Source organism: Rhizobium sp. NPDC090279, assembly GCF_044769665.1.
Lineage (GTDB): Bacteria > Pseudomonadota > Alphaproteobacteria > Rhizobiales > Rhizobiaceae > Rhizobium.
On the sequence record NZ_JBIVYI010000012.1, the window covers coordinates 164519 to 183196 of the forward strand.

Annotated in this window: 14 protein-coding genes and 1 pseudogene; 10 read left to right on the forward strand and 5 right to left on the reverse strand. The window is 60.7% G+C overall.

The window, feature by feature from the left end; genetic code table 11:
* Positions 1-9 precede the first annotated feature (9 nt).
* Together ACIQWP_RS26930 and ACIQWP_RS26935 are read left to right on the forward strand one after the other, a co-directional pair.
* Positions 10-2421, forward strand: a complete 2412-nt coding sequence (locus ACIQWP_RS26930; RefSeq protein ID WP_402794090.1) for a putative bifunctional diguanylate cyclase/phosphodiesterase — start codon at positions 10-12, stop codon at positions 2419-2421.
* Between the two features lie 284 nt (positions 2422-2705).
* Positions 2706-4334: an MFS transporter gene (locus ACIQWP_RS26935; protein ID WP_402794092.1), complete on the forward strand. Its 1629-nt coding sequence runs from the start codon at positions 2706-2708 to the stop codon at positions 4332-4334.
* Between the two features lie 3 nt (positions 4335-4337).
* Here ACIQWP_RS26935 and ACIQWP_RS26940 read toward each other — a convergent pair whose 3' ends face one another.
* Positions 4338-5216: an AraC family transcriptional regulator gene (locus ACIQWP_RS26940; protein ID WP_402794095.1), complete on the reverse strand. Its 879-nt coding sequence runs from the start codon at positions 5214-5216 to the stop codon at positions 4338-4340.
* A gap of 25 nt (positions 5217-5241) precedes the next feature.
* On the opposite strand from ACIQWP_RS26940, the gene ACIQWP_RS26945 reads away from it, so the two are divergent.
* Positions 5242-6438: an MFS transporter gene (locus tag ACIQWP_RS26945; protein WP_402794097.1), complete on the forward strand. Its 1197-nt coding sequence runs from the start codon at positions 5242-5244 to the stop codon at positions 6436-6438.
* A gap of 17 nt (positions 6439-6455) precedes the next feature.
* Here ACIQWP_RS26945 and ACIQWP_RS26950 read toward each other — a convergent pair.
* Positions 6456-6578, reverse strand: a pseudogene (locus ACIQWP_RS26950) (thioredoxin); the annotation flags it as partial.
* A gap of 289 nt (positions 6579-6867) precedes the next feature.
* Here ACIQWP_RS26950 and ACIQWP_RS26955 point away from each other — a divergent pair.
* Positions 6868-7962: a hypothetical protein gene (locus tag ACIQWP_RS26955; protein WP_402794099.1), complete on the forward strand. Its 1095-nt coding sequence runs from the start codon at positions 6868-6870 to the stop codon at positions 7960-7962.
* A gap of 70 nt (positions 7963-8032) precedes the next feature.
* Here ACIQWP_RS26955 and ACIQWP_RS26960 read toward each other — a convergent pair whose 3' ends face one another.
* Complete coding sequence (locus ACIQWP_RS26960) at positions 8033-8953, reverse strand: DMT family transporter (RefSeq protein ID WP_402794102.1); 921 nt, start codon at positions 8951-8953, stop codon at positions 8033-8035.
* 95 nt (positions 8954-9048) lie between these two features.
* On the opposite strand from ACIQWP_RS26960, the gene ACIQWP_RS26965 reads away from it, so the two are divergent.
* The 4 genes from ACIQWP_RS26965 to ACIQWP_RS26980 all read left to right on the forward strand — a co-directional run bounded on the left by ACIQWP_RS26965 (position 9049) and on the right by ACIQWP_RS26980 (position 12169).
* The gene (locus tag ACIQWP_RS26965; protein ID WP_402794105.1) at positions 9049-9822 is read left to right on the forward strand and encodes an AraC family transcriptional regulator; all 774 of its coding nucleotides are present in this window, start codon (positions 9049-9051) and stop codon (positions 9820-9822) included.
* A 131-nt stretch (positions 9823-9953) separates the two neighbouring features.
* Positions 9954-10247, forward strand: coding sequence for a CopG family ribbon-helix-helix protein (locus tag ACIQWP_RS26970; protein ID WP_402794107.1), 294 nt, complete (start codon positions 9954-9956; stop codon positions 10245-10247).
* A gap of 92 nt (positions 10248-10339) precedes the next feature.
* Positions 10340-11197: a helix-turn-helix domain-containing protein gene (locus ACIQWP_RS26975; RefSeq protein ID WP_402794109.1), complete on the forward strand. Its 858-nt coding sequence runs from the start codon at positions 10340-10342 to the stop codon at positions 11195-11197.
* A 99-nt stretch (positions 11198-11296) separates the two neighbouring features.
* Positions 11297-12169, forward strand: a complete 873-nt coding sequence (locus ACIQWP_RS26980) for an NAD(P)H-binding protein (RefSeq protein WP_402794111.1) — start codon at positions 11297-11299, stop codon at positions 12167-12169.
* Between the two features lie 49 nt (positions 12170-12218).
* Here ACIQWP_RS26980 and ACIQWP_RS26985 read toward each other — a convergent pair whose 3' ends face one another.
* Positions 12219-13277, reverse strand: coding sequence for an ATP-binding protein (locus ACIQWP_RS26985; protein ID WP_402794114.1), 1059 nt, complete (start codon positions 13275-13277; stop codon positions 12219-12221).
* Positions 13261-13953, reverse strand: a complete 693-nt coding sequence (locus ACIQWP_RS26990; RefSeq protein WP_402794117.1) for a response regulator — start codon at positions 13951-13953, stop codon at positions 13261-13263. Before ACIQWP_RS26990 ends, ACIQWP_RS26985 begins: the two co-directional genes overlap by 17 nt.
* A 238-nt stretch (positions 13954-14191) precedes the next feature.
* Between ACIQWP_RS26990 and ACIQWP_RS26995 the strand changes: the two genes are divergently transcribed.
* Both ACIQWP_RS26995 and ACIQWP_RS27000 read left to right on the forward strand, forming a co-directional pair.
* Complete coding sequence (locus ACIQWP_RS26995; RefSeq protein ID WP_402794120.1) at positions 14192-15376, forward strand: efflux RND transporter periplasmic adaptor subunit; 1185 nt, start codon at positions 14192-14194, stop codon at positions 15374-15376.
* A gap of 7 nt (positions 15377-15383) precedes the next feature.
* Positions 15384-18506, forward strand: a complete 3123-nt coding sequence (locus ACIQWP_RS27000) for a multidrug efflux RND transporter permease subunit (protein ID WP_402794121.1) — start codon at positions 15384-15386, stop codon at positions 18504-18506.
* Positions 18507-18678: the final 172 nt, after the last annotated feature.

Below are 18678 nucleotides of genomic sequence, written 5' to 3' on the forward strand. Positions count from 1 at the left end.
TCGGACCGCATGCGCTACCTTCGCACAGCGCTGACAATTGTGATCCTGGGTTTCATCACCTCGGCGATCTATATTTCCGCCCTGGTTTTCCAGCGCCAGACCGCACTCCAAGACGTCGGCTTGGGCAATATCACCTGGACGATAGCCCAGGCTCCGAGTGAGTTCACCCGGCTCGAGCAACGTGTTAGTGCCATCGGCATGAGCGATGGCAACATCGATGCCAGCGAGGTCAGGCTGCGCTTCGATATCGTCGTCAATCGCCTCAAGACCCTGCGGTCCAACGGGGTCGAGAAGTTCGTACAATCCAACCCGCACATCGGCCAGACCCTCGACGATCTCGAAGAGGCGCTCAAACAGACCCGGCCGCTACTTAGCCAGCTTTCAGTCCCCGGCACACCGGCGCGTATCCTCGCGATCCTGGAACCGATCTACCCGAAGCTGGCGCGGCTCTCCAGCGACAGCAACATGTGGTATTCGGCGCGCATCGCCGAAGACCGGCGTGGTCTGCTCGGCCTGCAATTGGCCCTGACCTGGGTCACCGTCGGTATGCTCATCGGCGGCTGCCTGCTGATCCTGCTGCTGCTCATTCACAATGGCCTCTTGGGTCGGGCCCAGAAAATCTTGCAGGCCAAGGAGCAGACCCTGGTGATACAGAATGCCCGGTTCGATGCGGCGATGGAGGCCATGTCGCTCGGCCTCTGCCTGCTTGACGACGAATATCGCGTCATCGTTCACAATCCGCGTTTCCTAGCCCTGTTCGGTCTGGACGAAATCCGGGCGAGGCTCGGTACCCCATTGGCTGATCTCATCGCGCCCGAATTACTCCCTCCCGGATTGTCAACGGGCGGGGGGCACAGCCTTGCTGGCGATAAGACCCGTGTCCGGAACGACATCGCCTTGCTCAGCGACCATATCCATCATCTCGCGAACGGCACGGTGGTGGCGGTATCGCACGAACCGACGGGTGAAGGCGGCTGGGTTTGCACGTTCGAGGATGTGACCGAGCGTCACCGCGCGCAGGATCGTATTGTGCACATGGCCCATCATGACGCGCTGACCGACATGCCCAATCGGTTGCTATTTTGGGAGAGCGTCGGCCAGGCACTGCGTGGAGTGGCGGCAGACGGTCAATTATTTACCATACTCTATCTCGATCTCGACCGCTTCAAAGAAGTCAACGACACGCTGGGCCACCCGGTCGGCGACGCGCTGCTGCGCAAGGTCGCCAACCGTCTGCGCAACACAGCGTCACGACACGACATCGTGGCAAGACTAGGCGGCGATGAATTCGCCGTACTGCATAGGTGCCTTGATTCTACACTCGACAGCGCCCGTGACCTGTCCGAACGCCTCATTGCCAGCGTCAGTCGGCCTTACCGTATCGCTGGCAACGAGATCGTTGTCAGCACCTGTATCGGCATCGCAGTGGCGCCGCGCGAAGGCGGCAATACCGGCCAACTGATGAAGAATGCAGACCTGGCGCTTTACCAGGCCAAAGCGGATGGCAAGGGTGTCTATTGCGTCTTCTCCCCGCAGATGGAAGAGGAGCTCCAGAACCGGCGCAATCTGGAAGCGGATATGCGCCACGGCATCAAGTTCGGGCAATTCGAGGTTCATTACCAACCGCAGATTTCGCTCAAGACCCGCAAGATCGTAGCCTGCGAAGCGCTGGTGCGCTGGCGCCATCCGGAACGCGGGCTGATCTCGCCGGCTGAATTCATCCCTTTGGCAGAGGAAACCGGCTTCATCGACGCGCTCGGCAGATGGGTGCTGCAGCAGGCGTGCCGCGATGCCCTTAAATGGCCCGAGGACGTACGCGTTTCAGTCAATCTCTCCCCCGTCCAGTTCCGTCAGGCAGACTTGGTCGATACGGTCAAGACCGTGCTGGAACTGACGGAATTCGACGCGCGGCGTCTGGAACTGGAAATCACCGAGTCGGTGCTCTTGCGGGACAATGCCGCCAACCTGGAGGTATTGAACAGGCTGCGTTCGCTCGGCTTGACCATCGCACTTGACGATTTCGGCACTGGCTATTCTTCGCTGGGCTATCTGCAGCGCTTTCCCTTCGACAAGCTGAAGATCGACCGCAGCTTCGTGCAAGACTTGGAAAGCCGGCCCGACAGTTTTGCCATCGTCCAGTCCATCGCCACGCTCGGCCGCAACCTCAATATGCTGACCACGGCCGAGGGCGTCGAGACGCAGACGCAACTCGACATGGTCATCAAGGCCGGGTGCTCGGAGTGTCAGGGCTATTACTTCAGCCCTCCCATCCCGGACAACGAATTCCGCGCCATGATCAGCCGGCAGAGCGGCGACATTGCCGGTACGAGCGGGGTCTCAAGCGTTCCACGCTTCAAGTTCGGTGCCGACGAAAGTTCGTCGAAGGCTGCAGAGGCCGGTTCCGTGGACAGGCGACGCTAAGCCGCTCCCAGGTTGCGTAGCAGTGAAGCCGGAAGCTTCCAACGAGAACCACGACCGCGGGATCATCCTGGGCGGCATCGTAAACGATAATTTACCGTCTGAAGCGTTCGCCAGATAGCCGCCATCCGAATGCGTGATTTCATCGTCATTGGCGAGAATATTATTCCAAAATCGTTTCGGAAATTAGCAAATCACTATAGGCTCGATTTCGACTCGGCTGCGCATACGCTTCGAGCGAATTCGCCGCGCCGTCGAGCAAGACAATCCTGCGAAGAAAAGCCGACATGCCCAATAGAACCTCCCCGCTCGTCGCGTTTCAGTCCAAGACCTTCCGCTCGCTCTGGTCGGCAACGCTCATTTCAAACCTCGGCGGACTGGTCGAAGGTGTTGGGGCTGCCTGGCTCATGACCAGCCTTGCCACATCCCATGGCATGGTGGCGCTGGTCCAGTCCTCCACGACGCTGCCTGTCATGATCTTCTCGCTCGCCGCCGGGGCGCTTGCCGACAATTACGACCGAAGACGGATCATGCTGATCGCGCAGACCCTGATGCTGAGCGTATCGGCGACGCTGGCCGTCCTGTCCTACAGCAATGCCCTGACGCCCTGGCTGCTGCTTTGCTTCACCTTCCTGATCGGCTGCGGCGGCGCCCTCTACAATCCCTCCTGGCAGGCCTCGATGGGCGATGTCGTGCCGCGTGAGCATCTGCCAGGCGCCGTGGCGCTCAACAGCATGAGTTATAATCTCATGCGCAGTATCGGGCCGGCGATCGGCGGCGTCATCGTCGCGGCCGCGGGCGCGGCCTTTGCCTTTCTCTTCAACGTCTTTTGTTATTTCGCTCTCATCATAACCCTATGGCGCTGGAAGAAGGCTCCCGTGCGCAATACTCTGCCGCGCGAACCCTTCGGCAGCGCCATGTCGGCCGGATTTCGCTATGTCCTGATGTCGCCCAACCTGCTCACGGTGATGTGCCGCGGCTTCGTCTTCGGCCTGACGGCGATCGTCATTCTGGCCCTGCTGCCTCTCGTTGCACGTGACCATGTGCATGGCACTGCGATCACCTACGGCATCATGCTCGGCTTCTTCGGCTTCGGCGCCATCTGCGGCGCGATGCTGATCGGCCGCATTCGCGATATCCTGAGCAATGAATGGGTGATCCGCGCCGCCTTCTTCACGCTGGCGGTGAGTTGCTTTTTCCTGGCGCTCAGCAATCAGGTATGGCTAAGCTGTCTTCTCCTGATGCCGGCGGGCGTCGCCTGGGTGCAGGCTTTCTCGCTGTTCAACGTCACGGTTCAGCTGTCGACACCACGCTGGGTCGTCGGCCGCGCGCTTTCGCTCTACCAGACCGCCACTTTCGGCGGCATGGCCGTGGGAAGCTGGCTCTGGGGCGAACTGGCCGATGCGCATGGCGTCACTGGCGCCCTCTTCATCGCAAGTGCGGCTCTTGGCATCGGCGGCCTGCTTGGCCTCGTGCTGCGGCAGCCGGACTTCGAATCCCTCAATCTCGACCCGACGAACACCTTCAGCGAACCGCAATTGCAGCTCGACCTGCGCTCCAGAAGTGGACCCATCCTGGTCATGGTGGACTACGATATCGAGCAGGACGACGTGCATGAGTTTCTGGCCGTCATGGCGCAATGCCGCCGGATGAGAATCCGCGACGGCGCAAAACAATGGTCGCTGTTGCGCGATCTGGAAAAGCCGAACACCTGGACGGAGAGCTACCATCTGCCGACCTGGATCGACTATGTCCGTCACAGCCAGCGCCAGACACATGCCGATGTCGAGGTCGCCGAACACCTGGACAGACTGCATCGCGGCGATCAGCCGCCAGTCATCCATCACATGATCGAGCGGCAGACCGTGCCCAGGCATGACGACATGCCCCTGAAGCCCTATCTCGACGCGACATGACGTTCACGGCTGGAGATTTGCAACGCCGGTTTCATTGCCCGCATGCTGGCGAGCCATTTCGCGTGGCGAGTAGCCGAAGGCACGTTTGAACATGGTCGTGAAGGCCGCCGGGTTCTTGTAGCCGAGATCGATCGCGATCGTCGTCACCGGCACACCTGCAACGAGCCGCGGAAGTGCGGCATGCAGGCAGGCCTGCTCGCGCCATTTGACGAAACTGAGCCCGGTCTCGAGACGAAACATCCGGGTAAATGCGCGGCGGCTCATGCGCATGTGGCTGGCCCACAGATCGATCGTATCGTGCGTCGTCGGCTGCCGCAGGAAATCCTGGCACTTTTCGGCAAGCATCCTGTTGCGCGGGATCGGCAAGGACAACGGCAATGGTCTCAACCTCGCCAGCTCGTGCAGAAGCAATGCCATCAAGGCACCGGCCCGATCGTTGACATCGTAATCGACAGGAATATCGACTGCCTCGGCAATGAGCGTGCGCAAGAGCGGCGATATCTCGACCACCTGGCAATGATCCGGCATCGTCTCGATCGCTTCGGGCTCGATGTAGAGACTGCGCATACTGACTTTGCCGAGCATGCGCACGCTGTGGATCACGCCCGGCGGTATCCACATGCCGCGCTCCGGCGGCATGACGAGCGTGCCGTCCGGGGTGGTCACGACCACCACGCCCGAAAAGCCGTATAACAGTTGAGCGCGGCGATGCTGGTGCGGATCGACGCGATGGCCGTCGCCATAATCGTTGCCGAGGGCAATGAGGGGACGGTCGACATCGATGAACGGATCTATGCGGCTGTTCCTGACCATTCTGGCCCAGTCTCGTAAGAATTGCGCCTTGTCGCGGTAGCGGGCGATAGTGTTTTCCAATATCAGCACGGCAGATCATTGAAAAGCGAGAGCCATGAGCCAGGTCATGAATCCGCCCCGCGCGGCCACTACGATATATCCGGTGCTGCTGGTGGCCAGCCTCGGCCATTTTATCAACGACGTCACGCAAGCCCTGCTGCCGGCAAGCTATCCGGTGCTGAAGACAGGCTTTGAGTTGAGCTTCACCCAGCTCGGCGTGCTGACCTTCGTCTATCAGATCACCGCCTCTATCCTGCAGCCCTTCGTCGGCTGGTATACGGATGGACGACCGCAACCCTATTCATTGCCGTTCGGCATGGCATGCAGCTGCGCCGGCATGATCACGCTCGGAATGGCCTCGAACTATCCGATGCTGCTGATGGGCGCCATGCTGCTCGGCCTCGGCTCCTCGATCTTCCACCCGGAAGCATCACGAATTGCTCGTCTGGCATCGGGTGGGAAACACGGCTTCGCGCAATCCGTGTTCCAGGTCGGCGGCAATTTCGGCAGCTCGCTTGGACCACTGCTGGCCGCCTTCTTCATTCTTCCGCATGGTCAGCATGGAATGGCAATGCTTGCGAGCCTGGCATTCGTCGGCATTCTCATTCTTGGAGGACTGGGCCGCTGGTATCAGGTCAATGGCAGCCACCTGCGCGCGCCTGCAAAAACGGGCAAGGTCCACAAGGCGCTGAGCCTGTCCCGTGCTCGCGTCGGCCTTGCCATTGCCGTCCTGATCGCCCTGATTTTCTCGAAATACTTCTACCTCGCGAGCTTCACCAGCTACTATAATTTCTACCTCATGGCTCGCTTCGGCGTGACCGAACGGTCGGCTCAGCTCTGCCAGTTCGTGTTCTTTGCCGCCGTCGCCGTCGGCACGATGGTCGGCGGTCCCGTGGGTGATCGCATCGGCCGCAAGAAGGTCATCTGGGGCTCCATCCTCGGCATCCTGCCCTTCACCGTCGTCCTGCCCCATGCCAATCTTGAAACGACGATCGTCCTCAGCGCCATCATCGGCACGGTCATTGCGTCGGCCTTTTCAGCGATTGTCGTCTATGCACAGGAATTGCTGCCCGGCCGCGTCGGCATGGTATCAGGCCTGTTCTTCGGCTTCGCCTTCGGCATGGCCGGCATCGGAGCTGCAGCGCTCGGCGTGCTCGCCGACCATACAAGCATCGAATTCGTCTTCGAGCTCTGCGCCTTCCTGCCGCTGATCGGCCTTCTGACGATCCTGCTGCCGAACGTGGAAGATTGAGGGTATTCTGGAAAGGGCAAGGCATCGAGCTTGTTGAAGGCCCTGACCGAGAAAGGGCAGGTCGGCTCCAGGAAGACTTCAAAAATGCGCGGCCCGTGGCCCCAGCTCAGCGGATCTGCGTGCCAGACGGCATTGGTCATGCTGATCTCCTCATCGATCTCGAATCCCGTAATGGAACGAAAACCAGACGGGCCTGGCTCGGCCGGTCAACTTTGCGGGACAAAAAGGTCACACTCCGCAAGCCTTTGCTGACCACATTGCCACGAAGCCGCAGATGCTCCACAACCGGGTATTGAGCCGCCGACAAAATGACTATTTTCCCGTGCTGCAAATGTGGGCGCAAAGTCGAACCCCAGGATTTTGCGGGGCTTGCGCTTCGCCCCTTGCTTTGCGGATGCCTACGCCACCACTCGGAGTTTCAGGCAGACAATGACATTCCCGACGATCAAGCTTCCCCAGAGAGCCCTCATGCTCGCTCAGGGCGTGATTTCGACGCCGAAGGCCAGCTATTTCTCCCTACCGATCCTGATCGCGCTCACAGCGTTCATGGCGATTTCCGAAGCGCCGGGCATATCGAGGGATTGGACGATCAACCAAAACCCCGTCGCGCTCGACAGCGGCGATATTCGCGACGGAAAATGCTCGACCCGAAAGGGCTTCTTCACCACCTGCTCGGCGCATCTCAACTACGCCTACAACGGTCAAACCTATGACAAGGATGTCGAGATCATGTTCGTCGACATCCATGCCGGCGACTATGACACCAATCTCGTCATTTCCGGCGATCATCCGGAATTGGCGACCCTCAGCCTCGGGCTTGATATGCTCTGGAACCGGATCATAACGCTTGCCGTCTTCGTTGCCCTTCTTGGCGGCGCCTGCATCGCCATGATCTTCCAGATCCTGCGCATCTGGCGCGTCCGCGGGCAATTGCGCCAGGCTGCCCAGCTCGAGCCGGTTCCGGTGGAAATCACGGCTTTCCAGCGCAGAGGCAAGCGACTGATGATAAGCTACGCGGATAAGATAGAAGGCAGAAAGACCGGACGAGCGGCCCATACGCGCTTCGAACCGGGACAGGAACCCCTGCTTGTCGGCGAAAGCGGCGGCAAGGCCGTGGCACTTGCCGTCTGGCACGAAAATGCGGCCCTCCCGGTGCTTCTGGACAGCCGACTGGAACGGGTCGACATGACGGCTCAAGAGCGCACCGAGGCGCTGGCGCCAGTGACGGCGGAACTGGGCGGCCACACGCCTGAGCTCATCGTAAAGGGAAAGAAGGGGCCGTCCATCTTCGCGCGGCTTGCCAGGGTCGTCCTCGTGATCCTCCTGATCATCGCCGGCATTTTCGGTTACTGGGTCTGGTATGTGACCAGCGCCGGCTCACAGTTCACTTCACCTGGGATGGACATCAACAACATGATGCCGGCCCCTCTCAACCGTTGGGGCTGCGATCAGTTGAAGAAGCGCTTCGGTGATCAGAGAGCGCCCTTCAGCTGCACCGCCTCGGACTACACCAGCTGGAAGTGAAGTCGGATTGGCATGGTTGGGCACGGTTCGCAAGGAACCCGTGCCCGTTCATAACCGACAGCCGACCCGCTTACTCGACGACCTCGGGCATGACAGGCGGTGCGCCGCGCAACGGCCGGCGAAAGAGTTCCACGCAGGCGACACCCGCGAGTGCGGCGCCGCCGCCGATGACGTGATAGGCACGCACCGGTTCGCCGAGCATCACGATGGCACCCAGCGCGGTGAAGACCGGCAGAAGGTTCATGAAGGCCGCGCAGCGATTGGGTCCAAGAATATGGACGCCACGCACCCATAAAAAAGGCAGGACGACGGAGGCAAGACCGCCGGCATAGGCGATGAGCGGCAAGGTCTCGGCGTTCAGCGAGCGCAAGGGCGCGGACGTTGCAAGAAATGCCGGAAACATGATCACCAGAGCGCAGATTGCCTGCATATAGGTCGATTGCCAGCCTGCAACCGGCACGTTCCAGCGCTTGAGCAGGACGCCATAAACAGCGTAGCTCAGCGCCGCTATGAACATCAGCGGATCGCCGAGATGCACGCCGTTGCGCGCAAGCGCCGCCGGATCGCCGGCGCTGACCAGATAAATCAGCCCGACAAGCGACAGTATACCGCCGCCGACCATGCCGACAGTCGGCGTATCCTTCAGCACGAAAGCGCTCAAAGCCACGGTCAGCAGCGGCGTCAGCGCCGTGAACACGGCCATGTTCGTCGCCGTCGTCGTCTCCGCCGCCAGATAGGACAGGCTCTGGAAGAAACACATGGCAAGAAAGCCGAGAATGGCGAACTGCCCGAGATGCGGCCAGATGACGAAGCGGTTTCGCCAGGCGGGAACCGCGACGAAGGTGCTCATCAGCGCGACGGCGAGAAGCAGGCGATAGAAAGTGATTGCCTCCGGTCCGATCGTGTGCGCGGACAGTCTGGAAACGATCACGTTGCCAGACCAGAGGATAATGGCGACGAGGGGATAGAGAAATGCGAGTTTGTTTTTCATGTGCAATAACCGTGAACCAATTTGGAGGCCCTGATTTACCGTCTTGATGCCGGTCCGTATCACTCTATGCTGACTGTAACTGTAGAGATTGGGACATGCAGAGCGACCCGACCCGCAAACATCTCGATTTTCACGATACCCATCGCGCCATGGCTGCGATGGACGTCAACTATCCCGACGGCGCCACCACCGGATGGCATTCGCATCCGCGCGGCCAGCTGCTCTATGCGATCGAGGGGGTGATGATCGTGCGATCGGCGGAGGGATCGTGGGTGGTACCGCCAAGCCGGGCGCTGTGGCTCGCCGCCGGGTTGGAGCATGACGTGAAGATGTCCGGCGAGGTCAAGATCCGCACGGTCTTTATCGATGCCACGGCGATCCGCCACATGCCGGCAAAAAGCTGTGTCATCGACGTTTCGCCGCTGCTGCGCGAGCTTATCGTTGCCGCCGTCCAGGTTCCGCTCGACTACGAGGTAGGCAGCCGCGACGATCGCCTCATGCAGTTGCTCGTGGACGAAGTGCGGGTCTCCGATGTGCTGCCCTTGCATCTTCCCATGCCGGACGATCAGCGCCTCAAGCGGATATGCGAGGTGATCACGGCACACCCCTCCGATACGTCGACCGCAGGGCAATGGGCGGAACGTCTGCATCTGACGACGAAAACTGTGCATCGCCTCTTCGCCAGGGAAACCGGCATGAGCTTCGCGCAATGGCGCGAACAGGCGCGGCTCTTGTTCGCGTTGCGCAAGCTGGCGAATGGCGAACGCATCATCGATGTCGCCTTCGATTGCGGCTACGCCAGCCAGAGCGCCTTTACCGCGATGTTCCGCCGGCATTTCGGCAAGCCGCCGTCGGAATTCTATCGTTAGGTGTCATTCGCCAGACATCCGATGAGGGGACATGGTACGTAAGTCATCTCGTCCAGGCGGACGCTGTGATTGATTCAAAGTTAACCACTATGATTGGACATAGATCGGGCTGATGGAAAGACGGGCATCATATGGCGAGCACAACAAACAAAGTCTTGACTGCACATGTCCCGTTATCCTTGGCCGAAAAGGTTGACCTTATCGCTGAGCGGCTTGAGCGTTCACGCGGCTGGATCATGAAACAAGCACTTACAGCTTGGCTCGACCAGGAAGAAGAGCGTGAACGGCTGACCCGCGAAGCGCTCTTGGACGTCGATGAGGGCAATGTGATTGACCATCAGGCGATCCAGGCATGGGCCGACAGCCTCAGCAGTGACAAACCTCTACCGGCCCCAAGATATCGCGGTTGCGTGAGCCAAATCTGAAGAAGGCATCGACCGGATGCGCCACCCTTCCTATATTCCTCGGATCGACATCGCCCGCAATTCAGGACGAAGCGTTTGGCAGGATAGGAATCATGGATCAGCTCAACAGCACCGCCGCCACCCTCCTCTCCAGCAGGGACCGTGGCTGGAAAGGCCTGGAGGCGAATTTCCTTCATATCCAGGCCGGCCGGACCCATGTGTCGGGATCGCAGACGCATCGGCTTGGCATTCATTTCGGACGAGCCGTGAATGCCTTTTGTCAGTGCGACGGCCGGCAGCATCGACGTCGGCAGGCGCATGGCGATATCGATATCGTTCCCGCCGGGCTGGACGGCTGGTGGGAAGACGACCGCGATTGCACCATTCTGCGCCTGAATATTGCACCGGAGCTTCTTCAATCGGCCGCTGACGCGCTCGGCCGAAATCCGGATACCGTTTCTCTGGCGCCGAAATTCCAGCTCCGGGATTCCCGGATGGAATCGATCGCCTGGGCAATCAAGGCCGAAATAGAAGCCCCCATCCCATCGGACAGAACCTATGCGGAAGCACTGGGATTGGCGCTGGCGATCCGCCTGGTGGAAGGCGATGGACAGGCCCCGGCTGACGCCACTCCGACCGGCGTCACCTTGACCAACCGCCATCAGCGGCGTCTCGTCGATTTCATCGAAGCCCATATAGATCAGTCGCTGTCCCTTGCCGATCTCGCCGCAACGGTCGGCTTGAGCGTATCGCATTTGAAACCGCTCTTCCGCGCGACCTTTGGCATGCCGGTCCATCACTATGTCCTGACGCGGCGGGTCGAGCGCGCCAGATTGCTTATTCTCTCAACAGAGATGCCGCTCGCCGAAATCGCATTGGCGACCGGCTTTGCCCATCAGAGCCACATGACCCATTGGATGCGGCGCATCCTCGGCCTCACCCCCGGTATGCTGAGCCGAATGCATTCGTGACTTCAATTGTCGTCCAAACCTGCAATTGGCCGTCCGAACCTGTGCGATCCGAAGGGCACGCATGGCTAAGCTGCGGAAAGATCGACAGGAGAAGATGCAATGCACGCAATTCTGGGCGCCACCGGCAAGGTTGGCCGCACGACCATCACAGCCCTGCGCAAGGCGGGCGTTCCGGTTCGCGCAATTCTGCGCGATGCCGCGAAAGCACAGGAGTTTTCGGATCTCGGCTGCGAGATTGCCATCGCCGACGTGCATGACGCTGAGGCTCTGACCACGGCCTTCAAAGGGGCGAGCGCCATCCAGGTCATCTGCCCGGTCGATATCCGCGCCCCGCAGGCCCGTTCCAGCATGGGTCGGCTGGTCGATACCCTTGGCGAGGCCTTGGCAACCGCCAAGCCGCAGACCGTTCTTGCGATTTCCGACTATGGCGCTCAGCATAGCTCCGGAACCGGCGTCACTCTGATCTTTTACGCGCTCGAGGCTCGTCTGCGACAGCTGGACACCCGGCTTATCCTGCTGCGATCGGCCGAGCACATGGAAAACTGGGCACGCCTGGCAAAGGTGGCGGCGGAAAGCGGCCGATTGCCGAGCTTCTACCATCCGCTGACCAAGCTTCTTCCGACCATCTCCGCCTTCGATGCGGGCACGATCGCAGCCGACTTGCTTCTGGAGAAGCAGGAAGCCGCTCTAAAAGTCGTCCATGCCGAAGGCCCTCGGCGCTATACGTCGAATGATGTCGCAGCCGCCATCGGTTCGCTGACTGGCCGCGACGTCATCGCCCAGCCGCTTCCGGAGGCCGAGTGGCCGGCAGTGCTGATGCGCGCCGGCCTATCCGAAGACTATGCAAGACTGCTGACTGAACTCTATCTCGCCCATAATGCCGGCCGAATAGACGTGGAAAAGGATGTCGGCGAGCTCCGTCGGGGCACGACGGAGCTGACGGAAGTATTGCGGCGGATTCTCGGCGCATAAGGGTGGGCAGGCATATCTGAAGCGGTCGCTTGCAGTTCCGCATACGGTTTCAGCAGCGCGGGATCGTGAGAACGACCGTCGTGCCGCCGCCCCTACGGCTGTCGATCGTGGCGTGACCACCATGCGCCTCGGCTATGGCCTTTACGACGGCGAGGCCGAGGCCTGATCCTCCCCCTCTTCGTGTTCTTGCGTCGTCGGCCCGCCAGAACCGCTCGAATGCCCGTTCGCTCTCCGCAGCCGTCATGCCCGGGCCGTCATCCGAGATCATGATGACGCACAGATTATCAACGGCTTGCGACGTCACGCGCAACGTCGAGCCCGGAGCATAGCGCGCAACATTGTCGATGAGTGCAAGCACCGCCTGCCGGATACGTGCCCGATCGGCGATCACCTGCATGTTCTGCAGATCGGTTTCGATTCTGATGCTGAGGTTGGAAAGCGTCGGCATCACGGAATCGATGATATCGCCGATTTCCTCTCCAACGTCGAAGCGCGATTGTTGCAGCTCCATGCGCCCGGCGTTCATCAGCGAAAGCGTCCTCAGATCATCGACGATGCGGGTCAACGCATCGATATGTCCAATCAATCCGCGGAACACCTCCTGGCTCGGTTCGAATACGCCATCCGCCAGCCCCTGCATGCGGCCGCGTAAAATCGTCAAAGGCGTGCGCAATTCGTGCGCGATCGCGGAATTGGAATATTGCAGCTCCTTTTCCGCTCTTTGCAGCTCCTCCGCCATCCGATTGAAGTCGTTGATCAGACGATCCGCTTCGCCGAAATTGCCCTCGCCGGTCGCCCGGCCGGCAAAGTCTCCGTCCGCGATGAGGCGCGCAGCCTCCGTTACGGCCGTTAAAGGTTTGACAAGGCGCCTGGCAAGCCGCCATCCGACATAGGCGCCGACGGCCTGGCCGATCGCCACGTTGATGCCGAGGACGACGAAATCGCTGACGGCCCAATCGTCCGAGGCTCCGGAATTCTTGAACAGCCAGTCATAGACGTAGCCGTAGATCAGGAACCCGAAGAACATCACTGACAGCGCGACGAAGGCGACGATCGTCGTCGACCAGATGATTTGCCTGTTGAGGCTGTTGCTAACCGAAGTCGCCAAGGCGGTAACCCACTCCCCTGACGCCGTTGAGGAGCTCGCCGACACCCGCGGCATCCAGCTTCCGGCGAAGCTTGCTCATGTGGCTGTCCACGGTCCGGTCGAGCGCGTCGCCTTCGGGAAGGCAGGCATCGACAATCTCGCCTCTCTCGAATGCCCTGTTCGGAAAGCCCGCCATATATTCGAGGATACGGAATTCGGTCCGCGTCAGGTTCAGCAGCAGGCGGCTTTCGCCCTCCTCGACGACGGCCATATGCGCGATCGGATCTATGGCAAGCCGGCCGACCCTCAGTACCTTGTTCGTCGTAGTTCCCGTGGCCCGCCTCAGAATAGCCCGGGCCCGCGCAACCACCTCGACGGGGTTGAACGGCTTGACCACATAATCGTCGGCGCCGGAGCGCAGCCCATGCAGCTTGTCGAGGTCGTCGGCCAGCGCCGTGACCATGATGACCGGCGTATTGCCTCTTTGGCGAATGGTGGCAAGCACGGTGTGACCGTCGAGTTTCGGCAACTTCACATCGAGGACCACGAGGTCGGGTCTCAGCCGCTGATGATGGGAAAGTCCGATCTCTCCATCCGATGCCGTCAGCACGCGGAATCCCTCGCGCTCAAAATAGCGCTCGAGAATATCCGAGATCTCCGGCTCGTCCTCGACGATCAATATCAGTGCATTTTCCATTCGCGGCTCCTTCACCAGAAAGAAACGTCAGACAAGGGCCACCCGTCAACATCCCTCAGCCCTCGTCCACGAAACCTCCACAAAACGTCGACCGAAGACCAACAGTCCCGATGTTTTCTCAGGCTCGGACGAAAGTGTCGCTCGCGCCCGGCGTTGAAGCGACCCTTTCGAATAGGTTCATGCCGTCAAGACGTGGAACGACGATCTCGCCGCGACACGGTCAATTGGGAATATATCTATGCGATCTGCATTCGAACTGCCTTGCTGGAAGGCGATATTGGCAGCGACAGCCATGCTTGTGCTGGCCTCTGGCCACCTGCGTGCCGATGAGAGCGGCGAAATGCCTCCTCCCGCGGTCGGCGTCCTGCAACTCAAGGCACATCCAGTACCGGTCATGAGCGAGCTTCCGGGGCGCGTCGCCGCGACCAGGATTTCCGAAGTGCGCGCTCGCGTATCCGGCATTCTTCAGGAACGTGTCTTCGAACAGGGCAGTCTAGTACATCAGGGCGACGTCCTCTACCGGATCGACCCGAAACTGTTCCAGGTGCGGGTGGCAAGCGCCAAGGCGGCCCTGCAGAAGGCGAAAGCCATCCAGGCCAACGCCAAGCAGCAGCTCGACCGCCAGCGCTCGCTGCGTGATCGCAATGTCTCGACAGCGGTCGACTATGATACCGCCGCCGTCAATCTCGCGCAGGCCGACGCTGATGTCGCCGCCCAGGAAGCCGCTCTCGACGAGGCCGAGATCAATCTGGACTACACGCAGGTACGTGCGCCCATTACCGGCATCATCGGTGGAGCTCTCGTGACCGAGGGCACGCTCGTGACTGCCGAGGGCGCATCCAATCTCGCGCTCATCCAGCAGATCAATCCGGTCTATGCCGACTTCACGCAATCCGCACAGGATCTCCTGGCGCTGAAGCGCGCCGTCAGCGAAGGCAAGCTCCTGAGTCCCGCACCCGGACAGGCGTCTGTCGAGCTCGTGTTCGACGGTGGAGAGGCCTATCCCAAGCCGGGCAAGCTTTTGTTTTCAAACGCAAATGTAGACCCCAACACCGGGCAAGTCACGTTGCGGGCGGAATTCCCCAATCCCGATGGTGATCTTCTGCCGGGCATGTATGTCCGGGTGCGCATCGAGCAGGCCGTCCAGCATGGCGGCATCACTATTCCGCAAAGAGCAGTGACGCGGGATGCGGAAGGCAATCCGCAGGTCTTCGTGCTCTCCTCCGATCAGATGGCGCAAGTGCGCAACATCGTCCTCGGCGCGTCTCTCGGTGCCGAATGGATCGTGCTTTCCGGGCTGAAGGACGGCGAAACCATCATCGCCGACGGGGTGCAGAAGGTCATGCCCGGCGGCAAGGTCGTCGCCGAACCATGGGCACCGCGAAGCGTCGAGCCGAACACCTCAGACCAGGCCGCAAAGTAATCAAATCATGGCACAGTTCTTTATCAGGCGACCCGTCCTCGCATGGGTCTTTGCACTCTTCATCATGATCGCGGGGATCATTACGATCCCCGTATTGCCGGTCGCGCAATATCCCGCGGTCGCGCCTCCGCAGCTCTCTATCTCCGCCTCCTATCCCGGCGCTTCGCCGCAGGAAATCTATCAGGGGGTTACCCGGCTGATCGAGGAGGAGTTGAACGGCGTCCATGGCATCGCCTATTTCGAATCGACCTCCGACAATTCCGGCTCGGTAAGCATCAACGCGACCTTCGTCTCCGGGACCGACATCGGCAAGGCAACGGTCGACGTCCAGAACGCCGTCCGGCGCGTCGAGGCGCGTCTGCCGCAGGCTGTCCGCACGCAAGGCATCCAGGTCGAGGAAGCCAGCGCCGGCTTCCTGCTGATCGCGGCCCTGACCTCGACCGACGGCAAGATGGACGAGATCGCGCTCGGCGACTACATCAACCGCAATATCCTCGGCGAACTGCGCCGCCTTCCGGGTGTCGGCCGCGCCCAGATCTTCGCCTCGCAGCGGGCGCTGCGCGTCTGGATCGACCCGGACAAGATGGTCGGCCTTCATCTGACGGCTGCCGACATCAGTGCGGCGATCGCCGCGCAGAACGCGCAGGTGGCGGCAGGTCAGATCGGCGCCACACCCAACCCGGTCAGCCAGGATCTGACCGCGACCGTGATCGTCGAGGGTCAGCTCAACAGCGCAAAACAATTCGGCGACATCATCCTTCGCGCCAATCCCGACGGTTCGACGGTCCGCCTCAAGGATATCGCCCGCGTCGAAGACGGCGCGGAAACCTATTCCACGGCAAGCCGGCTCAATGGCAATCCGAGCGCCGGCCTTGCCATCCAGCTGTCCTCGACCGGCAACGCCGTTGCCGTATCGAAGGCGATCAAAACGAAGATGGACGAGCTGTCGAAATTCTTCCCCAAGGGTGTGGAATATTCGATTCCCTACGATACCAGCCCGTTCGTCAACGCCTCGATCGAGAAGGTCGTGCATACGCTCATCGAGGCGATCGTGCTCGTCTTCATCGTGATGTTCGTCTTCCTGCAGAACTTCCGCTACACAATCATCCCGACGCTCGTCGTTCCGGTCGCGCTGCTCGGCACCTGCGCGATCATGTATGCGACCGGATTCTCCATCAACGTCCTGACCATGTTTGCCATGGTTCTGGCGATCGGCATTCTCGTCGACGATGCGATCGTCGTTGTCGAAAACGTCGAGCGCATCATGGCCGAGGAGGGTCTGCCTCCAAAAGCCGCGACGCAGAAGGCAATGAAGCAGATTACCGGCGCCATCCTCGGCATTACGCTGGTGCTGTCCTGCGTCTTCATCCCGATGGCATTCTTTCCCGGCGCTTCTGGGATCATCTACCGCCAGTTCTCGCTGACCATGGTCGTCTCGATCATGTTCTCGGCCTTCCTGGCGCTGTCGCTCACACCGGCGCTCTGCGCAACCTTCCTGAAGCCAATCAATGGCGATCACCATGGGAAGAAAGGCCTTGGCGGCTGGTTCAATCGCAAGTTCGACGGGATGACAGCCGGCTACACGAAGACAGCCGCAGGCCTTGCGCGCCGGTCGGGACGAATGATGGCCGTCTATCTCGCGCTTGTCATCGGCCTCGGCTACCTTTTCGTCAACTTGCCGGGCTCTTTCGTGCCGGAAGAGGATCAGGGCATCCTGATCGTCGACATTCAGGGGCCGCCGGAGGCGAGTGCCAACCGTACGATCGCGTCGCTGAAGCAGATCGAGGCCATCTTCAAGGCCGAGCCGGCCGTCGAAAACGTCTTCGCCGTCCAGGGTTTCAGCTTCTCAGGAAACGGTGCGAACTCCGCGATTGCCTTCGTCACGCTCAAGAACTGGAGCGTGCGGCCGGCCGGCAGTTCGGTGCCTGAGATCGCCGCGCGCGTCAACGCACAGTTCGCCGGCTTGAAGGATGCAACGTCCTATGCGCTGTCGCCGCCGCCGATCGACGGCTTCGGCACAACGAACGGCTTCTCATTCAGGCTCCAGGACCGCGCCGGGCGCGGACAGAAGGCTCTCAAGCAGGCCGCAGACGAGCTGATGGCGAAGGCGGCCAAGAGCAGCGTGGTGACGAACGTCCGGGTCGAAGGCATGCAGGAGGCCGCGCAGATCACGCTTGCGATCGACCGCGAGAAGGCAAACACCTTCGGTGTCGGCTTCACCGACATCAACGATGCGATCACCGCGAACCTTGGCTCCTCCTATATCAACGACTACCCGAATGCGGGCCGCATGCAGCAGGTCATCGTGCAGGCGGACGGCCGCAGCCGCATGCAGGTGGAAGACATGATGAAGCTGAACGTCCGCAACGCAAGCGGCGGAATGGTGCCGCTCTCGTCATTTGCGACAGCCGATTGGCGCAAGGGCGAACCGCAGATCGTCGGCTACAACGGCTATCCGACGATCCGCGTCACCGGCGAAGCGGCGGCCGGCCAGTCTTCGGGTGCCGCGATCGCCGAGATGGAACACCTCGCATCCGAACTTCCGCAAGGCTTCGGCTACGAGTGGTCCGGCCAGTCGCGCGAGGAAATCGCTTCTGGCAGCCAGGCGCCGATCCTGTTCGCCTTCAGCATCCTGTTCGTCTTCCTGCTGCTGGCAGGCCTTTACGAAAGCTGGTCGATCCCCTTGTCGGTCATGCTCGTGGTGCCGCTCGGCATTATCGGATGCGTGCTGGCGGCGATCCTTCGCGACATGCCCAACGACCTCTATTTCAAGGTCGGCCTGATCGCGATCATCGGCCTGTCGGCGAAGAACGCCATCCTGATCGTCGAATTCGCGAGGGATTATTACGCGCAGGGCAAGCCCCTTCTCGAATCGGCGGTCGAGGCGGCCCGCGTCCGCTTCCGTCCGATCGTGATGACGTCGCTTGCCTTCACGCTCGGCGTCGTGCCGCTCGCCATCGCCACCGGTCCCAGCGCCGCCAGCCAGAATGCGATCGGCACCGGCGTCCTCGGCGGCATGATCTCGGCAACCGTTCTTGCCGTCTTCTTCGTCCCGGTCTTCTTCGTCTTCGTGCTGTCCCTCCTGCGGACAGCACGAACAATAGCGAAATCTTCCCACCGTGATCTTTAGGGAATAATATCAAATAGATAATTACATTTACCGAAGCTGCCTTATCGCTCACTTCCGGCTAAGATACCACCGGGATAGGCGATGTCACGTTGTCTGCAGCTTAACGGTTGGCGGATAACTAGGCGAGGATGAGCTCGCCGACGATCAGTTACAAGAACCACCGCTTTCCGCC